The sequence below is a fragment of the Massilia endophytica genome (assembly GCF_021165955.1).
Taxonomy (GTDB): domain Bacteria; phylum Pseudomonadota; class Gammaproteobacteria; order Burkholderiales; family Burkholderiaceae_D; genus Rugamonas; species Rugamonas endophytica.
The window spans coordinates 4,205,196-4,226,619 of the sequence record NZ_CP088952.1; the positions used below are offsets into that span (position 1 = coordinate 4,205,196).

Annotated in this window: 17 protein-coding genes; 7 read left to right on the forward strand and 10 right to left on the reverse strand. The window is 64.5% G+C overall.

Annotation, left to right across the window (positions count from 1 at the left end; translation table 11 throughout):
- Positions 1-19: 19 nt before the first annotated feature.
- Positions 20-1,027 carry a hypothetical protein gene (locus LSQ66_RS19270; protein ID WP_231766802.1) on the reverse strand — a complete coding sequence of 336 codons (1,008 nt, stop codon included), beginning with the start codon at positions 1,025-1,027 and terminating at the stop codon, positions 20-22.
- A gap of 12 nt (positions 1,028-1,039) precedes the next feature.
- Entirely contained in the window at positions 1,040-1,783 is a 744-nt protein-coding gene (locus LSQ66_RS19275; RefSeq protein WP_231766803.1) for a DsbA family protein, read from the reverse strand.
- A gap of 110 nt (positions 1,784-1,893) precedes the next feature.
- Between LSQ66_RS19275 and LSQ66_RS19280 the strand changes: the two genes are divergently transcribed.
- Positions 1,894-2,565: a response regulator gene (locus LSQ66_RS19280; protein ID WP_231766804.1), complete on the forward strand. Its 672-nt coding sequence runs from the start codon at positions 1,894-1,896 to the stop codon at positions 2,563-2,565.
- A 2-nt stretch (positions 2,566-2,567) separates the two neighbouring features.
- Positions 2,568-4,505: a sensor histidine kinase gene (locus LSQ66_RS19285; RefSeq protein WP_231766805.1), complete on the forward strand. Its 1,938-nt coding sequence runs from the start codon at positions 2,568-2,570 to the stop codon at positions 4,503-4,505.
- Here LSQ66_RS19285 and LSQ66_RS19290 read toward each other — a convergent pair.
- Positions 4,502-6,103: a glycoside hydrolase family 43 protein gene (locus LSQ66_RS19290; RefSeq protein ID WP_231766806.1), complete on the reverse strand. Its 1,602-nt coding sequence runs from the start codon at positions 6,101-6,103 to the stop codon at positions 4,502-4,504. The genes LSQ66_RS19285 and LSQ66_RS19290 overlap by 4 nt on opposite strands.
- Positions 6,104-6,228: 125 nt before the next feature.
- Here LSQ66_RS19290 and LSQ66_RS19295 point away from each other — a divergent pair, with 125 nt between their 5' ends.
- From LSQ66_RS19295 to LSQ66_RS19315, 5 genes are all read left to right on the forward strand, one after another.
- Positions 6,229-7,167: an aspartyl protease family protein gene (locus tag LSQ66_RS19295; protein WP_231766807.1), complete on the forward strand. Its 939-nt coding sequence runs from the start codon at positions 6,229-6,231 to the stop codon at positions 7,165-7,167.
- 83 nt (positions 7,168-7,250) lie between these two features.
- Entirely contained in the window at positions 7,251-8,489 is a 1,239-nt protein-coding gene (locus tag LSQ66_RS19300) for a DUF445 domain-containing protein (protein ID WP_231766808.1), read from the forward strand.
- A gap of 9 nt (positions 8,490-8,498) precedes the next feature.
- Positions 8,499-8,759 (forward strand): YkgJ family cysteine cluster protein, encoded by a 261-nt coding sequence (locus tag LSQ66_RS19305; protein ID WP_231766809.1) that lies wholly within the window; start codon positions 8,499-8,501, stop codon positions 8,757-8,759.
- 31 nt (positions 8,760-8,790) lie between these two features.
- A complete protein-coding gene (locus LSQ66_RS19310; protein ID WP_231766810.1) occupies positions 8,791-10,578 on the forward strand; it encodes a hypothetical protein in 1,788 nt (595 codons plus the stop codon).
- A 25-nt stretch (positions 10,579-10,603) separates the two neighbouring features.
- Entirely contained in the window at positions 10,604-11,056 is a 453-nt protein-coding gene (locus LSQ66_RS19315) for a nuclear transport factor 2 family protein (protein ID WP_231766811.1), read from the forward strand.
- Here LSQ66_RS19315 and LSQ66_RS19320 read toward each other — a convergent pair.
- The 7 genes from LSQ66_RS19320 to LSQ66_RS19350 form a co-directional block, all read right to left on the reverse strand.
- Positions 11,046-11,498, reverse strand: a complete 453-nt coding sequence (locus LSQ66_RS19320; RefSeq protein ID WP_231766812.1) for a GNAT family N-acetyltransferase — start codon at positions 11,496-11,498, stop codon at positions 11,046-11,048. The genes LSQ66_RS19315 and LSQ66_RS19320 overlap by 11 nt on opposite strands.
- The gene (locus LSQ66_RS19325; RefSeq protein WP_231766813.1) at positions 11,495-12,295 is read right to left on the reverse strand and encodes a hypothetical protein; all 801 of its coding nucleotides are present in this window, start codon (positions 12,293-12,295) and stop codon (positions 11,495-11,497) included. The genes LSQ66_RS19320 and LSQ66_RS19325 overlap by 4 nt, the downstream gene beginning before the upstream one ends.
- Before the next feature lie 85 nt (positions 12,296-12,380).
- Positions 12,381-13,424, reverse strand: coding sequence for a LacI family DNA-binding transcriptional regulator (locus LSQ66_RS19330; RefSeq protein WP_231766814.1), 1,044 nt, complete (start codon positions 13,422-13,424; stop codon positions 12,381-12,383).
- A gap of 14 nt (positions 13,425-13,438) precedes the next feature.
- Positions 13,439-14,764: a glucarate dehydratase gene (gudD, locus tag LSQ66_RS19335; RefSeq protein ID WP_231766815.1), complete on the reverse strand. Its 1,326-nt coding sequence runs from the start codon at positions 14,762-14,764 to the stop codon at positions 13,439-13,441.
- Positions 14,761-16,980, reverse strand: coding sequence for a glycoside hydrolase family 3 N-terminal domain-containing protein (locus tag LSQ66_RS19340; RefSeq protein ID WP_231766816.1), 2,220 nt, complete (start codon positions 16,978-16,980; stop codon positions 14,761-14,763). The genes gudD and LSQ66_RS19340 overlap by 4 nt, the downstream gene beginning before the upstream one ends.
- Entirely contained in the window at positions 16,977-18,812 is a 1,836-nt protein-coding gene (locus LSQ66_RS19345) for a glycoside hydrolase family 2 protein (RefSeq protein ID WP_231766817.1), read from the reverse strand. Before LSQ66_RS19345 ends, LSQ66_RS19340 begins: the two co-directional genes overlap by 4 nt.
- Before the next feature lie 91 nt (positions 18,813-18,903).
- Positions 18,904-21,294: a TonB-dependent receptor gene (locus LSQ66_RS19350; RefSeq protein WP_231766818.1), complete on the reverse strand. Its 2,391-nt coding sequence runs from the start codon at positions 21,292-21,294 to the stop codon at positions 18,904-18,906.
- Between the last annotated feature and the right edge of the window lie 130 nt (positions 21,295-21,424).

The window sequence follows — 21,424 nt, forward strand, 5'->3', positions numbered from 1 at the left end:
CGGTCTCCAATCGTCCGGCTTACTGGGTCTGCACCTTGTCGCAGGTGGGATAGGTGAACTGCGCGGCCACGCCCGTCAGCCCGGATGGGTCCAGCAGGGCGGCCAGGCGCAGGGTGGCCTGGGCGATCTCCTCGGGGGTGACTGCCCGGATCAGCTGGTCCGTGGCCTGGTTCGTGGTGTAGCCCGCATCGGCGGCGCGCAGCGCCGTGTCGATCATCTCCTTGTGGCGCGCCACGGCTTCCTTCATCTCGTTGATCAGCTGCTGCAGCTTGGTCGCTTCGGCGCTGTTTGCCGCCGTCGAGGAGCCGGAAAGGCCCGCCGTTGCGATCAGGCCCGCCACCTTGACCACGGAACTGCCCACGGAAACGACCTGGCTGATGGCGACCGAGCCGCATTTGCTCGCGCTGGTGGCGCAACCCATGCCGCAATCGGTCCAGCCGCTTGGGCAAGTGCCCCAGCATACGGGGCCGATGCCGGAGTAGTTAGGCTTGCACTTCGGGTAGCACAGGCCCGCGTTGTTCTCCTTGCCGTCCGAGCACACGGATGGCGCCAGGCCGATGCCGCGGTCATACACCTCGCGCGACAGGTCCAGGCCGGAACCGGCCGGCCCCACCACGGCGGGCTTGTAGCCGGGCGGCACGGGTGGCGTGTTCAGGCCGCACAGCAGGCCCACGTTGGTGTAGCCGCTCGGGCAGGAGGACGAGAAATTGCAGACATCGACCTTGGCCCCCACCAGCAGGGGCTTGTCGATGTGGCAGGTGAAGCCCGTGTTCACATAGCCGGAGGGGCATTGGCGCAGGCACATGGTCACTGCGCCGTCGTAGCCCGGCTTGCAGGGGGTGTAGCACATGCCCACTTCCTTGTTGCGGCCACCGGCGCAGCCGACTGGAATGGTGCCCACGCCGCGCCCATAGGTGCTCTTCCAGCAGAATTCGAGCTTCTGCGCCGACGCCGTCACGGGCGTCAGGGAAAGGATGGTCAGCGCCAGCAAGGGGCTGCAGACGAGGAATATCAAACGCTTCAACATTGCTGCCTCCGGTTACTTCGCTGCGTTGCGCCGCGCGGCGGCGATCATCTGCTGCATGCCGTTCAGGTCCAGCGCGCCCGGCGCCACGCTGTCGCCGATGACGAAGCCGGGCGTGCCGTTGATGCCCAGGGGCGCGGCCATGGCCAGATTCTTTTCCAGTTCCTCGGTAACGGAGGTGCTGAACATGTCGGTGCGCAGGCGGTCGAGATCCAGGCCCTGGGCGGCGGCCAGCCCGAAGAGAGCCTTCTCGTCCAGCGATTCGGCGCTGAACAGGGCATCGTGCAGGGGCTGGTATTTGTTCTGGCGCTCGGCGGCCAGCGCCATGCGCGCGGCGAGGATGGAATCGGGACCGAGAATCGGCAGCTGCTTGTAGACCACGCGCACGCGCGGATCGCTGGCCAGCACTTCCTTCAGCACCGGGGCGGCGCGTTTGCAGTAGCCGCAGTGGTAGTCGAAGAATTCGACGATGGTCACGTCACCGTCCGGATTGCCCGCCACGGGCGACGAGGCCTGCGCGAACAGTTCCTTGTGCAGGGCGCCGACGGCGACTTTCGCCTTGGCTTCGGCGGCCGCGGCCTCCTGGCGCTGCAGCACCGCGAAGGCTTCGCGCAGTACCGATGGATTTTTCAGCAGATAGTTGTGAACGATGGCTTCGGTCTTCGCAACATCCGGTTCACTCTTCGATGGTTTGGCCGGCGCGGCGGCCGCAGCCGCGCACAGGCCCAGCAGCATGCCGGCCAGAAGTCCCTGCTTCATGTCTATCCCCTTGGTTAATATTGCCGGGATAGTATTTTTGTTGGGAAAGTTTGTCTGTAGCACGAATGTGCTACAGACTGCTGCGTCCGGCAGCGTAGAATGGGCCGATCATGCTGAACTCCGCCCCTCCGTCCCCCATTCACGTCGCCATCGTCGAGGACGACCTGCGCTTCAGCGCCGAGCTGGCGCAGGTGCTGCAGGAGGCGCCGGACCTGCGCCTGGCGGGCAGCGCCGAGACTCTTGCGGAGGGCCTCGCCCTGCTGGAGCGCCCGCCCGCCGACGTGCTGCTGGTGGACCTGGGCCTTCCCGACGGCTCGGGCATCGAAATGATCCGCAGCGCCGCCGTGAAGTGGCCCAGCTGCAGCATCATGGTCAGCACGAATTTCGGCGACGAGACCCACGTAATGCGCTCCATCGAAGCGGGCGCCTCCGGCTACCTGCTGAAGGACAGCTCGCCCAGCCGCATCACCGAGGAGATCCGCAGCCTGGCGAGCGGAGGAAGCCCCATCAGCCCCATCATCGCGCGCCAGGTGCTGGCGCGCTTCCGCCAGCGCAGCGCCGCCGCGCCCCAGCCGGAAGAAACCTCTCCCCTCTCCGCGCGCGAGAAGGAAGTGCTGGATTTGATCACCAAGGGCTACACCGCGCAGGAGATTGCGCGCCTGATGCAGCTCTCGCATTTCACGGTGCGCACCTTCGTGCGCCGCATCTACGGGAAGCTGAAAGTGACCTCGAAGGCTGAAGCCATCTTCGAAGCGCGCAGCCAGGGATTGCTCCCGGATTGAACATGGGTTCCCGTACCGCCTCGCTTTTTACTTATCTGCTGCTGCCCCTTTCGCTGGCCCTGCTTGCCGCGGCAGGCGCTGCCTACCTTGGTGCGGATAATCGCCCCTCCGCCAGCCTGCGCCTGGAACAGGCGGACTGGCAGAACGTGACCGTTCCCGCCTTCAGCGATGCGCCGCAAATGCAGGACGCTGCCGCCCTCCCCCGGAACTGGCAGCGTGTGGAATTGCCGCTGGCGCCGCCCGTCGCCCTCCTGCGCCAGGCCCGCCCGCCGGGCGAACGGCCCGCAGTGATCGTGACCTGGCTGCGCCTGCGACCCGGCACGCTGCCGTTGACGGCGCACCCGCTGGCCCTGTATGGCGCGCGCATCAAGACCGATGGCACCATTGCCGTCTACATCGACGGCCAGCTCGCCTATCGCGACCAGCAGGATGGGTTGCGCTGGAACAGCAGCCGTACCCCGCTCTGGTTCACCCTCGATTCCGGCAAGGAGCCGCGCGAGATTCTCCTGCGCCTGGAGCATTCGGAGCGATCCCGGGTGGCCGCGAGTTCCTTCTGGCTGGGACCTGTGGACGCGCTGCGTCCGCGCTACCTGGTGCGGCAATGGCTGCAGCAGGAGCTGCCCTCGATGCTGAGCGCGGCCTTCCTCGCGGTGGGCCTGTTCGCCCTCTTCGTGTGGCTGCGGCGGCGGGATGAAACGGGTTACCTGCTCTTTTTCTGCCTCGGCGCCACCGCCTTTTTCCGCACGCTGCATTTCTACTCATCGCTGCCCATCCGGAACGACTGGTTCGCCTGGCTCACGGTCAACTCCCTGTTCTGGCTCGTGCTGGTGGTGCACATCTTCCTGCTGCAGCTGCATGGCCGTCCGCAGCGCGCGTTCACCGGCTTCCTTGTGGCACTGACAGTTTCCGTCGCCCTGCTCACGCAGCCGCTGCTGCCGCTCCTGCACAACACGCCCAAGGTTACGCCACTGATCTACGTTGTGGCGGCGCTCATGGGCGCGGCGGTGTGCGCCGCAGGCATTGCCGCGTCGTGGCGGCGGTCCGGCGAAGGCATGCCTGTGGCCTGCGGCATCGGCATCTGCGTCCTGCTCGGGATAAGCGACTGGCTGCTGCAGAATAATTTCGTCAGTCCGGAAGGCTGGTATCTCGGCGCCTACACCAACGCAATCTGCTTCGCCACCTTCGGTTCGCTGATGTACCGGCGCTACCTGAGCGCCATCGAGGAGGCCGAACAGCTCAACGCGAGCCTGGCGCACAGGCTGCGCGCACGCGAGGCGGAATTGGAAGAAAGCCACCGCCGCCTGCGCGACATCGAGCTGCGCCAGACCATCAGCGAAGAGCGGCAGCGCCTGATGCAGGACATGCACGACGGCTTCGGCTCCTCGCTGATCGGCGCCATCCGCTCCGTGGAACATGGCAGGATCACCGACGCGCAAGTGTCGCGCATCCTCAAGGACTGCCTGGACGACCTGAAGCTCACCATCGACTCGATGGAACCTGTGGAATCCGACTTGCTTCTGCTGCTGGCCACGCTGCGCTTCCGCCTCGAACCGCGCCTTGAAGGCAGCAACATCGGCCTGCGCTGGGAAGTGCAGGAAGTGCCAGCGCTGCCTTGGCTGGACCCTTCGCGCGCCCTGCATGTGCTGCGCATTCTCCAGGAGTGCGTGGCCAATATCCTGCGCCATACCCGCGCCACGGAAATCCGCGTTCGCACGGCAGCGTCCAGCGACGGAGTGCAGGTCAGTATCGAGGACAACGGCCAGGGCTTCGATCCAGACCGCGCCCTCGCTGCGGGCAGCGGCCGCGGCCTCCAGAACCAGCGCCGCCGCGCCGCCGTCCTTGGCGGCACGGTGCGCTGGGAGAGCGGGCCCGAAGGAACACGCTTCACCCTCTGGCTTCCGCTGTGCGCGCCCGGCCAGAAGGCCGCCGAAGCAGCCTAGCGGGGCGTTACGCGGAAATAGTCCGCTTCCAGATAGCCCTTTCCTGGCGCGTCGCCGGCGCTGAAGAGCCCCATTTGCGCGCCAACCCACCGCCCTTTCGACACTGCGAACGCCGGGCCGGCGCCGGTGAAGGACTGGCCGTCCACGCTGTAGGAGAAGATGGCGCGGCTGTCCGCAGTCACCTGCATGCGCAGGTACAGGGATGCAGGAGCATCCTCCCGGAGCAATGCCGCCTGCTCCCGGCAAGGCGGCGCGGCGGAAGCACAGGTGGCGTACACCAGCTGGAGGCGCCCGCCGCGCTGCCGCAGTCCGATCCACGCGTAGCTCAAGCCGTTCATGATGAGCCCAGCACGGTCGCCTTCTCCCGCGCCATGCAGCGCGATGCGCGTATCGACGACAAAGGCGGGCCCCGGCAGTTTCTGTGTCAGGAGATTTGGCGCCATGCGTACCGAGTCGGGAGCTGCGGCTTGTGTAGTCAGCCGCAGCCAGCCTTCACGCGCTGTCAGCGAACTCCACCCAGCCTGGGGATTCGCATTCCACTGCCATTGCGCGCCGAGCTGCGTGCCATTGAATTCGTCGCTCGCAGCCGGGGCCTGCGCGGTTTGCCCCAGCACCGGCTTGCGCCACTCGGCGACGGGATTGCCCGTGCCCGGCTTGGGACCGGGCTGGCCGATGAGCGGCCAGCCGTCCTGCCACTGCATGGGCTGGAGGTGGACGATGCGGCCGAAGGCCTGCTTGTCCTGGAAGTGGAAGAACCAGTCGCTGCCATCCTGCGCGCTGACCCAGGCGCCCTGGTGGGGCCCGTTCACCGGCGTTCCGCCCTGCTCCATCACGATGCGCGCTTCATACGGTCCCCTGATGCTGCGCGAACGGAAGACGCTTTGCCAGCCCACCTCCACGCCACCGGCGGGCGCAAACACGTAGTACCAGCCATTGTGCTTGTACAGCTTGGGGCCTTCCAATGTGCGGTAGCCGGGCAACTGGTTGCCGTCGATGACCACCTCGCCCTGTTCGTCCAGCAGGCGCTTCGCGTCCGGCGACATGGCACGCAGGGTCAGCACGTTGTTGAAGCCCGCACGGCTCTTGGCCCACGCATGCAGCAGCCACGCCTTGCCGTCGTCATCCCACAGCGGCGTGGGGTCGATGATGCCTTTCCCCGCCAGCAGCAGGCGGGGCTCGCTCCATGGTCCCGCGAAGTTCTCGGCGGTGATGACGTAGACGCCGAAGTCGGGGTCCGGATAGAAGATCCAGAACTTGCCGTCGTGGTAGCGCAGGCAGGGCGCCCACACTCCATCGCCATAGCGCGGCTGGGAGAAATGCGTCTGCGGCACAAGGCGCGGCAGCGCGTGCCCGGCCAGGCTCCAGTTGACCATGTCCTTCGAAGTGAGGAGCGGCAGCCCGGGAACGCTGTTGAAGCTCGACGCCGTCATGTAATAGGTGTCGCCGACGCGGATCACGTCCGGGTCGGAATAGTCGGCATGCAGGATGGGATTGCGGTAGCGCCCATTACCCAGGTCGGCGGACCATTCCGGCTCAACGGCAAGCGCCTGGAGGGACGCCACCAGCAGAACTCCCGCAAAAATCGTGGACTTCATCATCCCTCCGTTTTTGGCATGACCAGATAGTAATTTGGTCCGGCCAATTTGACAAGCGTGAGAATGCGATAGTTTTGAAAGCGCGCCAGTACAGCATAATGTCGCGGTCTTCGATTTCCTTCAGTCCCATGAAACCCTTCCGCCTTTGCCTGCTGCTCCCACTGCTCCTGCAGCTTCCCGTCCACGCCCAATCGGAATGCAAATATTCCGAGCTGCTGACTCTTCCCGTTGCAAAGATGAAGACGGCGGCAGCGCTCTCGGTATCCGGCCAGATCAACGGCGAAGCCGCCGACATGCTGCTTGATACAGGCGCCGAGAAAACCTTCCTTGTGCGCCGCGAAATGGAGAAACGCAAGGTAGTAATGGAGGGCGTGCCCGAGATGGTGCGGGGGGTTGGCGGCGTACAGACCGTGTTTGCCGCCAAGCCGCGCGAGGTAGGGGTTGGCCCCATCCTCACGCGCAACAAGCGCTTCCCTGTCGTGGATTCGCTGGCGAACCTGAACGTGGCCGCCGTTCTCGGCTCCGACTTCCTGCTGCAGACCGATATGGAGCTGAATCTGCGTGAGGGCAGCGTCAAGTTCTTCCAGGCGAAAGGCTGCGCGGACCGCGGGCTCTCCTATTGGGATCCGGACGCAATGAGCGTGCCGCTGGTCGAGATGCAGAAAGGCGGCCGTCCGATTGTGGAGGTGATGCTGAATGGCGTAAAGGGCCGCGCGCTGATCGACACGGGGGCGTCACGTTCCATCGTTAAAAAGCACTTCGCGGAGAAAGCCGGTTTTTCCGCCGACAAGGCAGCTCCGCCGGTCCGCATGGCCGGTAACGGCATCGGCACCGAGGCGAACGATTTCTGGAGCGCGGATTTCGACAGCTTTGCCGTCGGCAGCGAAACCATCCGCAAGCCCCAGCTCCAGGTGATCTCCCTGCCGCGCCATGGCGATGACACACACGACATGATTCTGGGCCTGGACTTCCTGTGGGCGCACCGCCTGCTGATCTCCGTGAGCCAGGAGCGGATGTACTTCAGCTATCTCGGCGGCGATGTATTTTCCAGCCTGAAACGCTGGTAGGCGCGCTTATGTGAGATCGCGGCTATATGGCCGGGCGTGCGGACGGGATAATGGCACTCATCCCGTCCGTCCGGAGCACCTTCATGGCAGAACGCGATCCGCTCGAAAGGCTGCGCCGCATGCGCAGGCTGGCCACCGGCCTGCTGCTGGCGATGAGCGCCCTGTTTGTCGCCGCGCGGCTGCTGCAGCACCGCGCGCCGTGGCTGGCTTTCGCCGCGGCGTTTGCGGAAGCGGCCATGGTGGGCGCGCTGGCGGACTGGTTCGCCGTCACCGCCCTGTTCCGCCATCCCCTCGGCCTGCCCATTCCGCACACGGCCATCATCCCTCGCAACAAGGACCGCATTGGCGCGAATATCGCGCAATTCCTGGAACATAACTTCATTACCCACGAAGTGCTGCGCAGCGAACTGGCGCAGGTGGACTTCGCGGGCGGAGCCGCGCGCTGGCTGGCGCGCGAAGAGAACAGCAAGGCTGTCGCCGAACGCCTCGCTGGTGCAGTGCCCGCCCTGCTGAAAATGGTTGAAGACCGCGACGCGGGCGAGTTCGTGCGCAAGGCCATGGCTTCCGCCCTGCAGGACGTGCGCCTCGCGCCAATGCTGGGCCAGATACTTTCCGTGCTCGTGGCGGGCCGCCAGCATGTGCGCCTGCTGCAGCGCGTGCTGGCCATGGTCGCGCGCACGCTGGAAGAGAACCGCGACTACCTGCGCCAGAAGGTCCACGAGCATAGCCCGCGCTGGATGCCGCGCATGATCGACGACAAATTCTTCGAACGCCTGATGGACGGCCTGCAAAGCATCCTCGACGATCTGGGCGACGAAGATAGCGAATGGCGCGCCCGTTTCCAGGCCGCGCTGGAAGACCTGATCGAACAGCTCGCGCATTCGCCGGAATACGAAGAGAAGCTGCGCGGCATGCTCGCGCGCGGCCTCGCACACCCGGTGTTTCGCGAATACGTGGGCGACGTGTGGCAGGACATCCGCGAACGCCTGCAAGCGGACGCCGACCTGCCGGAGTCGCGCACTACGGGCTACCTGCAAAGAGGACTGGCCGCCTTCGCGCGCACGCTGGCGGAAAACGACACCATCCGCGAACGGCTGAACGGCTGGCTGCGCGAGTTCGTTGCGGATGCGGTGGTGGAGCGGCGGGGCCTGATCGTGGCAGTCGTCCAGCGCGTGATCGACAAGTGGGACGCCGAAACCATTGCGCGCAAGCTGGAACTGCAGGTGGGTAGCGACCTGCAATTCATCCGCATCAATGGCACGCTGGTGGGCGGGGTGGTGGGACTGCTGCTTTACTGCGCCTCCCTGCTCCTCAGCCGCTAAAATAGCGCCATGAACTGCCGCGACAACTGCGGGGCGTGCTGCACCGCCCCTTCCATCACCAGCCCGATACCCGGCATGCCGGAGGGGAAACCTGCGGGCGTACGATGCATTCAGCTCGGAGAGGACAACCGCTGCCGCATCTTCGGCAAGCCGGAACGGCCCGCGTTCTGCGGCGGCCTGCAGCCCTCCGAGGAGATGTGCGGAACAAGCCGCGAGCAGGCGATCCGCTGGCTGACGGACCTGGAACTGGCAACCGCTCCCGCTTGTTGACACTTGCGCAAGCGCGGCGCATGATGACATCATGCCAACGCAAGCGGACAAACATCACAGGAATGCTCCGGCCCCTGCGCGGGAGCGAAAGCACAGCACTTCTACATTCCAGCTTGCGGACAAGCGTCCTGCCGGCACGCGGATGCAGGCCTTGCAGGACATGGTGGCCAACAGCCCGCGCGCTGTCGCTCAAAGGAAGACTACCCGGAGCCTTTTCGGAGACGACCTTCTGTCGCGGGGCAGGCAGGGGAAGCTGAAGGAAGGCGAGGTCCAGCTCAAGCGCGTCCCCGACATTGGCTCGGTGAGCATCCCCCATCTCGAACAATCCCTGAAACCGGTCGGCAATTCTTCCTCGACGCCGGTGGCGGATGCACTGGCGTCCAAGGCCGCCAGCATCGGCAATGGCCAAGTCCAGATGAAGGGCATCGAGGGCTCATCGGATCCTCTGTCGCTTGCCCGGCAGGTCGGCCAGCTTCGGCCCAAAGACACTCGCATCCAGCAATCCTCCGATGGCCGTTTCGAGCTCCAGGCAAAGCTCAACCCCTGGGTTTCCGTCGTCACCGGGAGATCGCTCCCCGAACTGCCGGCGCCACAGGAGGAGGCGGCCGACAATGAAGCAGAAGAACACAAGGAGGAGCCGAAGCTGAAGGTCAAGGACGGCGAAAAGCACCCCACCCAGCCAGGCGTGGTATGGAGGGATGTGGCGCCGGACGACAAGCCCTTACAAGCGTACGGCAAGAAAGATACCTATGCGGCATTCATGCAGGTGCTTGCAGACGTCGATCGTTCTGAAAAGATGGGCCCAGAAGAAAAGCAGGCCCTGAAAACGCGCCTGCTTTCGGAATTTCACCATCACCTGAAAAACCTGCCCATCGACGAGATATACCATTTTGGGCAGATGCTTGAGCGAGATATCCAGCAGCACGAGGCGAAGGACTCGCTGGAAAAGGCATTCGGCGAAAGCCGGGCTATCTATCGGTCCTGGCATCCGCCAAAGCGCATTTCCCAGTCAACGGAGTTGGGAGCAATGGTGGAGGGGGATGAACTTGTCGGCGCGGATACACTCAATGTAGCGCTGAATCCAACCAGGTTCAAGAACTACAAAGCCGCGAGCAAAGCATCGAAACTCCCTCCCATTGGCGCCGTCCCCTCCTCCTTGCTCTATCCCGAAGAGGAAAAGAACACGGTCTTCCTGAAAGACCGCGGTACAGCAACCGCTCTCCTGCCCGAAAACCTGTACGCTGGGTTCAGCGCTTACAATGAGACTGTCAAGTCGCTGCTTCGCGGAAAAGACCCCGAGCAATTCGACCATGGCGAGAAAGCGATTCACGCCCATGTGAAGGACATGCGTGCCTCTGTAACCAGGCCCGTTTTCTATGACAAGGAAGATATCCAGTCATCCACGGGCGCTTTCAATCACCCGGACAAACCCGGCGGTCCGCACATACGCAAGATCCACGCGGCCCTGGACTACAACCACAACCCGCTCAAGGAAAGCCTCGATTTGAAATTGGCTGACCGGCTTCATTCCAACGCTATCTTCTACCAGACTTTCACTCAACATTCGAAAGCCGATTCCTATGCAGATGAGTGGAATGAAATGGTGGTCAAGTACAGGTCCACCGGACACATGGCAGGCCTGCATAAAAACATTCAGGAGTGGGTTCCAGGATTGCAGCCCAATCCGGCTATCAACGACAACCTGGAAGACAGCGGGAAGTTCAGCGAGTCCTATGCCCAGGATACGGCCAAATGGGCGAAGACCGTTCTCAAGGGCGAAGACTACGACGACAAGAAGAAGAAAAAGACCAAGAAATAGCGCGTAACCCATAAGGAACAGTCACATGTACCACGCCATCGTCCGCCGTAAAATCACCAATGCTTTCGCAGGCTTGAGCGCAGGGCGCATCGAGGCCATAACGGGCGAACTGGCGCCGAACGCGGTTCACTACTTTGTGGGCACGCATGCGCTGTCGGGCACGCGCAGGACGCCGGAGGCCATCCGCGCCTGGTACGAGAGGCTCCTCCGCCTGCTCCAGGGTATCAGCTTCACGCTGCATGAAGTCAGGGTGTCGGACTGGCCTTGGCGAACGCAGGTCGAAGCAATATGGACCGAGACAAACCATGGCACCGACGGAGTGAAGACCTCCGCAGAAGGGGTGAACCTTATCGAGGTGCGCTGGGGCCGCGTGACCAGTGTCCGCATTTATCCGGATACGGCAGCCCTGGCGAAGACCCTGATGCGTATTGCCGCGAAGGGCACGGTGGAGGCGCTCGCCCCGCCAATCACGTCGTGATGGCCTTGCGCAGGAAGATGATGGCTTCCGGGTTGTCGTTGTAACGCCCGCAGGCCGTGTAGCCGCGCTTCTTGTAGAGGTGGATGGCGGCGTCGAGACCGGCCTTGCTGTCCAGGTACACCCAGCGGCGGGCGCCCGCTGCGGCATGCGCTTCCATGGCGTCGAGCAGGGCTTCGGCGATGCCGAGGCCGCGATGGCCCGGGCGCACATAGAGCCGCTTGCATTCGGCAGCGCCTTCGATCTGCGGCAGCGGGCGCAAAGCCACGCAGCCCGCAACGTCATCCCCCACATACGCCAGCCACAATGCGTGATCCGGCTCGCCGAGGAAGGCCTTTACGCCCTCCCGCGTATCGCGCACGACCACATCGATGGCTTCGAAGTACTCGTTCAACAGAGCGTGGGTCTGTTCCAGCTGGTCGAGGGTCGCGCGGATGATCTTCATAGTGGAGCCAGTGTAGCAGCCCTCGCGGGTCTGCGCACCGGCTCGGCCGGCTGGCCGTGGGTGGCAAGATCGATTCTGGACATGGCGTCCGCGCATTCCATCGCCAGCGTTGCAGCAGCGCCAGGCTCCATCTGCTGGCGGTAGCGCTCCAGCGCTTCGCGGATCGCAAAGCCGTACACCATGGGCCACTGCTCGGGGGCGGAGCAGAACTTCATCACCGTGGGATGGAAGGCCGTCCAGTGCGTGCGCAGGTAAAGGAAGGGCAGGTCGCGCGGCGCACGCGGCCCGGCGCTGCGCGGCTTGCCGAAAGCCGGAGTACCCACCGTGCTGTCGACATGGCGGAAGATCTCGCGGATGTCCGGCAATAGCTCGAAACGCAAGGTGCGCGCGCTTTCGCTGATGAGGGGCCAGAGCCCGTTCGGTGTTCCATCAAGCAGCGCATGCAGGGCATTGCCGCTGTAGTAGGTGTGGCCGTCCGCGCCGCGTTCCGCCGTGAGCAGGCTGGCCGGGGCGACGCCGCGCGCCGTCGCCTGTGCGCGCACTGCCGCCTGGCAGGCGTAGCCGCCCAGGGCGCCAAGGGCGCAGAACAGGGATTCGGCGTGCACGCCCTGGTCCTGGGTGAAGATATTACCGAGGCGGCGCAGCAGTTCCCTGGCGGCGACGCGTGCTCCAATCAGCGGATCCTGGGCGCGCGCCTCAACGACCTGCTTGAGCAGGGCGTCTTCAATCGGATTGCCACGCGCGCGCGGCGGCGCAGCACCTGCGCCCGTAAACGAGGTGAGAAATTTTCTTAGCATGTAGGAAGTGTTGCTTTTATATTTTGCCCAAGTATAGCCGAGCATCTGTAACAGATGCTCACGCTTTCTCACTTCGGGAAAATATTTAACTGCTGTGTCTTTCGACGATGGTGAAGCCCACGTCGCAGACCGGGTCCACCACCGGCTTTCCTTCCGTACGCTGGATGATGTAGCGGGCGGCGGTCTGGCCGATCAATGTGCCGTCCACGCGCACGGTGGTGAGCGCGGGATGCAGGTCGCGTGAAAGCGCCAGGTCGCCCAGTCCGACCACGGCGAGCTGGCGCGGCACCTCGATGCCCTGCGCCTGCGCTTCGATCAGCACGCCCAGGGCCACCATATCCGAACTGCAGAAGATCGCATCCACGCCAGGATGGCGCTTCAGCAGCGCGCGGAGGCCTTCGCGGCCGCTGACCACGGCGCTCGGCGCGGGAACGACATGGGCCGGAACCTCGCCGCCGCTGCCGCCGATGCCCAGTTGCAGGGCGCGTTCCGAGTAGGCCTTGTTGCGGCGCGCCGCCCGCTCATCGTCCGCACTGATGGCGGCGAGATGGCGGCGCCCCCGGCGGTGCAGGTATTCGGCGACGGCTGCGCCGAGCTTTTCGTGCGAGAAGCCCACCAGCATATCCACGGGCGTCGGGGTCAGGTCCCAGGTTTCCACGACAGGAATGCCGCTGGCGATGAGGCGGCGGCGCGCGAGCGGAGAGCGCATGATGCCGGTGAGGACAACACCATCCGGACGGCGGCCGATGATCGCTTCCAGCAGCGCATCCTCGCGCGACTCTGCGTAACCGGCCTGGCCAAGCATCATCTGGTAGCCGGAGGCAGCCAGGGTGGAAGTCAGCGCCTGTACGGTCTCGAGGAAGACGGAGCCAGTGATGGTGGGCACCAGCGCAGCCACCAGGCGGCTCTTGCGCGAGGCAAGGCCGCCAGCCAGCAGGTTGGGCACGTAGCCGGTGCGCTCCACCGCCTCGCGCACGCGCTCCAGTATCTTGTCCGACACGGCTTCCGGCGTGTTCAGGGCTCGCGACGCAGTGATCGGCGCCACGCCCGCCATCCGGGCGACGTCGCGCAGCGTGAGGCTGTTGCCCTTGCTGCGCTTGCGGCGTACGGGTTTGTCTTCTTCGCTCATGGTGCGCGATTCTATCAGCGCACGAGGCAGGGACGCTTGCTGTCGAAGGTCCAGCCGGGAACCAGGTACTGCATGGCCATGGCGTCGTTGCGCGCGCCAAGGCCCATGCCGAGGTAGCGCTGGTGCGCCGCTTCCACTTCCGCCATATCGAGCTCGATGCCCAGGCCCGGCTTGCGCGGCACATCCACCATGCCGCCAACGATTTGCAGGGGCGCCTTCGTGAGGCGCTGGCCATCCTGCCAGATCCAGTGGGTGTCGATGGCGGTGATCTGCCCCGGAGCCGCTGCGGCCACGTGGGTGAACATGGCCAGCGACACGTCGAAATGGTTGTTGGAGTGGGAACCCCAGGTCAGGCCCCACTCATGGCACAGCTGCGCCACACGCACGGAACCCTGCATGGTCCAGAAGTGCGGATCGGCCAGCGGAATCGTCACCGATTGCAGCTGGATGGCGTGTCCCAGCTCGCGCCAGTCGGTGGCGATCATGTTCGTTGCGGTCGGCAGGCCGGTGGCGCGGCGGAATTCCGCCATCACCTCGCGCCCGGAATAGCCGTTCTCGGCGCCACATGGGTCCTCGGCGTAGGCCAGCACGTCGCCTTTGTCGCGGCACAGGCGGATGGCGTCTTTCAGCAGCCAGCCGCCGTTCGGGTCCAGGGTGATGCGCGCCTCGGGGAAGCGCTCGGCCAGCGCGGTGACGGCTTCCATCTCTTCCTCGCCGCGCAGCACGCCGCCCTTCAGCTTGAAGTCGCGGAAGCCGTAGCGCTTGTAGGCCGCTTCGGCCAGGGCGACGACGGCCTTGGCATTCATCGCTTCCTGGTGGCGCAGGCGGCACCAGTCGTCTTCCGCGTTCTCGCCATTTTCGTAAGGCAGATCGGTGCGCTGGCGGTCGCCAATGTAGAACAGGTAACCCAGCATCGGCACCTTGTCGCGCTGCTGGCCGTCACCCAGCAGGGCCGCGAGCGGCACCTCCATGAACTGGCCCACCAGGTCGAGGAGCGCGCACTCGATGGCCGTGACGGCGTGGATGGCAATGCGCAGGTCGAAGGTTTGCAGCCCGCGCCCGCCCGCATCGCGGCTCGCGAAGGCTGTGCGCACGGCGTTCAGCATGGCGTTGTACTGGCCGATGGGCTGACCCACCAGCAGCGCTTCCGCATCCTGCAGGGTCTGGCGGATAGCCTCGCCGCCGGGCACTTCTCCGACGCCCTGGCGTCCGGAACTGTCGGTGAGGATCAGCAGGTTGCGGGTGAAGAACGGCGCATGCGCCCCGCTCAGGTTGAGGAGCATGCTGTCGCGGCCCGCCACGGGAATGACGCGCAGGGAGGTGATCTTTGGAGTGTTCATTTTTCGAGTAGGCGGAGCGGGAGTTCGGCGCGGATGTCGTCGGACGCACTGCCGACCATCAGCTTGAAATTACCCGGCTCGGCGCCCCATTTCAGTTGCTGGTTGAAGAAGGAAAGCGTGTCGCGGTCGATAGTGAAGCTCACGCGGCGCAGCTCGCCAGGCTGCAGGCGCACCTGCTGGAAGCCCTTGAGCTCCTTGAGCGGGCGCACCAAGGAGGACACCAGGTCGCGCAGGTAAAGCTGCACGGTTTCTGTGCCCGCGGCTTTGCCGGTATTCGCCACGTCCACCGTCAGCGTTACTTTCTGGCCGGGCGACATCGTTGCGCTGCTCAGCGCCGCGCCGGAGTATTTGAAGGTCGTGTAGCTCAGGCCATGGCCGAAGGCATAGCGCGGCGTGTTGACGGAGTCGATATAGGCCGATTTGTAGACGACGTTCTTCTCGTCCAGCACCGGGCGGCCCGTGTTGTACTGCGCGTAGGACAGGGGAATCTGACCCATGTTGCGAGGGAATGTGACGGGCAGCTTGCCGGACGGGTTGTAGTCGCCGAACAGCACGTCCGCCACGGCGTTGCCGCCTTCGGTTCCCGGGAACCAGGCGTAGACAATGGCGTTCGCCTTGTCCGCAACCTCATTGAAGATCAGCGGGCGGCCGGCCAGCATCACAACAACCACCGGCTTGCCCGTGGCCTTGAGAGCTTCGAACAGGGCAGTTTGCTGGCCCGGCAGGCCAATGTCCGTGCGCGACTTGGCCTCGCCGCTCATGTCCCACGTTTCGCCGACGGCCAGTACGACGACGTCCGCCTGCGCGGCGGCTGCGAGGGCTGCATCCAGCTTGTCCAGCGTGGCGCAGCCGGGCGCGCATGCGGCGGCGTGGGTGACCTGTGCCGAGCTCCCTGCGCGGCGGCGGATGCCCTCCACAATGCTCACGACTTCGGCGCGTTCGCCCTGCACTACCCAGCCGCCTTCCAGGTCGCGGCGGGAATCCGCCAGGGGGCCGATCACCGCAATGCGCCTGGCGGCAGCAGCCAGCGGCAAAACGCCGCCTTCGTTCTTCAGCAGCACCATGGACTTGCGCGCCACGTCGCGCGCGATCTCGCGGTGCCTCGGATCGTTCAGCGCCGCCTTCTCCCGCTCCGCATTGGAGAAGCGGTAGGGATCGTCGAAGAGGCCAAGCTCGTACTTCTTCACCAGCACGCGGCGCACGGCATCGTCCAGCAGCTTCTGCGGCACTTTACCGCTGCGTACCGCCGCTGCCAGGTGTGCAGTATAGGCATAGCCCTCCATGTCGATATCGCTGCCCGCGTTCAGCGCCTTCGCGGCAGCATCGGCGAGATCGGAGGCGTAACCGTGGGGCACCATTTCCTTGATCGACGCCCAGTCGCTCACGACGAGCCCCTTGAAGCCCCATGCGCCTTTCAGGATGTCGCGCTGCAGGTAGGCGCTGCCCGTGGCAGGCACGCCGTTCAGCGTGTTGAAGGAATTCATGAAGGTGGCAGCGCCTGCGTCCAGCGCCGCCTTGAAGGGCGGCAGGTAGACCTCATGCAGCTGCTGCTCGCTCATGTCCACCGCGTTGTAGTCGCGGCCCGCGATGGCTGCGCCGTAAGCGGCAAAGTGCTTGGCTGTAGCCATCACGGCATCCGTGCCGCCCAGCTTCGCCGTCTGGAAACCCTTGACGCGGGCGGCGGCGATGCGGGAGCCAAGCCAGGTGTCCTCGCCCGCGCCTTCCATGATCCGGCCCCAGCGCGGGTCGCGCGCCACGTCCATCATGGGTGCGAAGGTCCAGTGGATGCCGGAAGCCGCGGCTTCGATGGCCGCAACGCGGGCGCCCTGCTCTATCGCCTCCATGTCCCATGACGCCGCCTCGCCCAGCGGCACGGGGAAGACCGTTTTGTAGCCGTGGATGACGTCAAGGCTGAACAGAAGCGGAATCTTCAGGCGCGACTGCATGGCCAGCGCCTGGATTTCGCGGGTTTCGGCCACGCCCTTCACATTCAGCATGGAGCCCACCTTGCCAGCGCGGATATCGGCCAGCTTGTCCGCGTACTTGCTGCTTTCCGGCCCCGTGAACTGGCGGCCGGAAAGCTGGTGCAGCTGGCCCACCTTCTCTTCCAGGGTCATCCTCTTCAGCAGTTCGTCCACCTTGCGCGCTACCTGCGCGTCCTGCGCGAAGGCCAGGACTGGGAGGAGCGCTGCCGCTGCGAGTGCGCGCCGCTTCATGGGTTCTCCTTTGCGTACTGCTGCTGTTTCTGCTCGTAGTAGGCCTTCAGGGTATGGAAGGCCTGTTTGCGTTTGCCGGTTTCGCTGATCAGGCCCTTGCGGTTCCAGTAGTCCTGGAAGTAGGGATGCGGACGGCGCGGCGAGCGGAAGTCCACCAGCACCCACGGCGTCATGCCGCGCAGGCCGGGAATGGCGTCGAGCATGCGGAACTGGTTCTTGTACAGCTGGTCCTGGTACTCCTCGCTCCAGCGCGTATCCGAGTCGCCGTGGAAGCCGCCCAGGGCGTCCGCGCCGAACTCCGTGATCAGCACCGGCTTGTTGTAGGGGATGTTGAAGTGGAAGTTCAGCATGTCCTTGTTGCTGGCCCAGTACCAGCCCGCATACTCGTTGAAGCTGGCCAGGTCCAGCTTGTCCGCCAGCGGGTCTTCCACCGTCACTTCCGCGCCCTTGCGGTGCACTTCGAGTGCGGCGCCGATCAGGCGGGTGCCGTCCAGCGAGCGCGCCGCATCCGCCAGCTTGCCCATGAAGACGTTGCGCGGTTCGCTGACCGGCGTTTCGTTACCGATGGACCAGATCACCACGCTCGCGCGATTCTTGTCGCGCACGATCAGGTCCGTGAGCTGGCGGTTGGCATTGGCGTAGGTGTCGGGGTTCTGCCAGGAGATGGTCCAGTACACGGGCACTTCGGCCCATACCATCAGGCCCATTTCGTCGGCCAGCCGGATCATCTCCTCGCTGTGCGGGTAGTGCGCCAGGCGGACGTAATTGCAGTTCATCTCGCGCGCCCATTGCAGCAGCATGCGCATGTCGCCCGCGCCGCGCAGGCGGCCGGGGATCAGCGGGTTTTCGTCGTGCACGGATACGCCACGCAGGAAGATGGATTTCCCGTTCAGCAGAATGTCCTTGCCGCGGGTCTCGATGGTGCGGAAGCCGATGCGGTCCGCAATGCGATCCGTCGCGCCGGTGATGGTGACGTCGTAAAGCTTCGGCGCCTCGGGCGACCAGTAGCGCAGCGAACGTACCGGAATACTGATTGCGGCCCGGCCGTTCGCATCGGTGCGCACGGTGCTGCGGATTCCCGCCTCGGGAATGGCTACCACGATTTCCTGCTCGCGCTGCGCGCCTGCCAGCTGCACATAGCCCTCGATGCGTTTCAGGTCGCCCTTGGCCAGCTGCACCTTGTAGTCAGCGATATAGGTGGCAGGCGTTTCGGCCAGCAGCACGTCGCGCGTGATGCCGCCGTAGTTCCACCAGTCGGTGCTCACGGTGGGAATCTCGTCCTGGCGGCGCACATTGTCCGCCTTCACGACGACGACGTTTTCGCCCTGTTTCAGCTTGCCGCTCACCTCGAACTGGAAGGGAGTGAAACCGCCCTTATGGCTGCCCAGCTTCTTCCCGTTCAGGTAGACGTGCGCCTCGTAGTTCACTGCGCCGAAGTAGAGGAAATAGCGCTTGCCCTCCTTCGGGGCCGCATTGAAGCGCTGGCGCAGCCATACCGTGCCTTCGTAGAATTCCAGCTTCGCGTTCTGCGAGTTCCAGTCGCCCGGTATCGCCATGGTGGGCGAGAGGTCGAAGCTGTACTCGATGGTTTCGCCCTTGTCTTTCTGCCTGCGGTCGTCGTAGAAGCCGCCGGCGCCGGTTTCCGACTGGTCGAAGGGCTTGCGCCGGTAGTCGTAATAGCCGGTTTCATAGGGATCGATGATGTAGTTCCAGCGGCCATTCAGGCTCTGGTGCTCGCGTCCGTAGATGTTCTGCAGCGCCGCTTCCTGGGCGCCAGCCAGCGCGCTGGCCAGCCAGAGGCAGGCCGCCAGCCATTTGATCGTTCTCGTCACCGCCATTTCTCCTTATTTTTGGTAGCGCTACCAATTCTAACTAAAAAAACTGCCGTGGCGCGCAAAACGGCACGGCAGAAAGCAGAGGGAATCAGAATTTCACGTCGAGGCGGCCGCCGAAGTAGCGGAAAGCGTCGCGTGCGGGCACCCAGCTGGTGGTTGTTACCGTCACCACCGGATTCGGTGCGCGCGAGCTCCAGCTGCCGCCGCCGCCCAGGCCCGCATTCGCGTAGCGATGGTCGAACAGGTTGTTCACGAAGAGGGTGAACTTGTACTTGTCCTTCTTGTCGCGCACGCCGATGCCCACATTCGTCAGGGCGTAGCCCGGCACGCGGTTGCCCGGGTCCTGGTTCAGGTTCGTGATCACTTCAGAGGTATAGCGGGTGTTGAAGGTCATGAAGCCGTTGAAGCTGCGGTTCGGCAGGCGCAGGTCGTACTGCCCGCCGATGTTGATCTTGTACTTCGGCGCATTCGGCATCTGGCCGCCGGAGATGTCCTGGGTATTCTGGCCGCCGTACAGGGGGTTCTTCAGCACGCAGGCCGCGTTGAAGCCGCCGTTCGGGCTGCCGGACACGCTGTAGCACGGCGCATTCTTGAAGTCCGTGATCGAGGCGCGGGTGTAGGCCAGGTTCGCGTTGAGCACCAGGTCTTCCATCACCAGGGCCGACACGTCCAGTTCGAGGCCTTTGGTCTGCACGCCGCCCACGCTGTTCAGGCGCGTGACGTAGGTAGTGGTGCCTGGCAGGTAGCTGCCCGAGTTCTGCTGGTAGTCCTTGAACTTGCTGAAGAAGGCCGCGAGGTTCACGGTAAGGCGGTTGTTCAGGAAATTGCCCTTCAGGCCAGCTTCCACCGTTTTCGCGGTTTCCGAAGGCACCGGCTGTTCGGCCGCCGTGACGGCGTTCAGGCTGGAGGTGAGGTCGTAGGCCATGCCCTTGTAGCCGGTTGCGCCCATCACGTAGCCCATCACGCCTGGCGTGAACTGCTTCTGCAGGCTGAGTTTTCCGGTGATGGAATTCTCCGAGTTGCCCAGGCTGGAGAACACGGCGCTCGGCACGAACGGTCCTGGAGGCGGCAGGCCGGTGGCGAAGACGTAGCCGGAGGTTTCGCGGTTGTAGCGCAGGCCTGCCAGCAGGCTGTAGGTCGGCGCGAAGTCCCAGGTCAGCTGGCCGAAGACGGCGCGGTTCTTGTTATAGGTGCTGGTGTCGTAGGCCGCGGGCGTGGAGAGAACCACGTCGCGGTAGCCGCGCACGAACTGGCGGGCGATGGTGTTCTTGGCGTACCACAGGCCCGCCACATAGCGCAGCGTGCCGCTGTCCGGCGAGATCAGGCGCAGTTCCTGGGAGCGCGAGCCAACGTCGAAGACGCCATACTGCACGTAGCCCTGGTTGGCGCCCGCGGGCTTGCCGTTCGAGAGCGGATAGTACAGGAGGGTTGGGGCATCCACAAAGTCCTGGTCGCGCGAGTCGTTCGCCGTGTAGTGCGACACGGAGGTGATGGAGGCCAGCGTGCCGCCGTTCGGCATGGACCACGTCACTTTCAGGCCAGCGCCACGGTCCACGGAGTCCTGGCCGGTGCGGTCGTTGTTGCGGATGTTGACGTTGTCCTTGCTCGGCGTGATACCGGCCAGCAGCTGGCTCGCGGGGAGCTGGGCGATGTTGCTGAGAAGGCCGCCGGTGGCAGGCGTCATGCTGGTGAGCGCGATGGCGCAGCAGGTGCGCTCGGAACGGTTGATGCGCGGCGAGAAGTCGATGTCGATATCGTCTGTCAGGCGATAGGTCAGCTTGAGCATCAGGGACTTGTCGCCCGTGCCGTTGGCGTGGCGGCCGGTGGTCAGGTTGTACAGCAGGCCGGGGAAGCGCTCGTTGCTGGCGGAGATGCGGAAGCCGAAACGGTCGGTCATCATGCCGCCCACGCTGGCGCTCAGGCGCCATTCACCGTCTTCGGTGTACAGGGCGCTGGCCTTGCCGCCCAGGGGTCCCGAGATGGGTTTGGTGGTGATGTTGATGGCGCCTGCGATGGCGGCCTTGCCGAACAGGGTGCTCTGCGGACCCTTCAGGATTTCGACACGCTGCAGTTCGGCCAGGTTCTGGAAGGCCTTCACCTGCATGCCCATGGGGATATCGTCCAGAATCACCGACACGTCGGCTTCCACGCCGATGCCAATGGAGGTGGTGCCGATGCCGCGCATGTTGATGCCGTTGTTGGCGGGCGTGGTGCCGTAGGTGACGCTCAGCGCGGGCGACAGGTTGATCACATCCTCGATGTCGCGCACATTGTTATTCTGGATGACGCTCTCGCTCAGCACCGAGATGGCCATCGGCACATGCTCCAGCTTTTCGACGCGCTTGTTCGCGGTCACCACCACGGTATCCAGGCCGCCCGCCGGCGCCTGCTGGCCCCACGCCAGCGCGGGGAGCGACATCGCCACCGCGAAAGCCATTGGCGTCAGCCGGCTGTTGATCCTTGCTTTTGCTTGTTGCATCTGGGGTCTCCTTGTTCACTTCGTCTAGTCGTTTTCTCATGTCGTGGAAAACGTTTAACTCGATAGTAGTCGAATTTTTTTTCGAGAACAAGCAACTCGTTGAAAAAAAGTGTAGGCCCGTGGATTCATC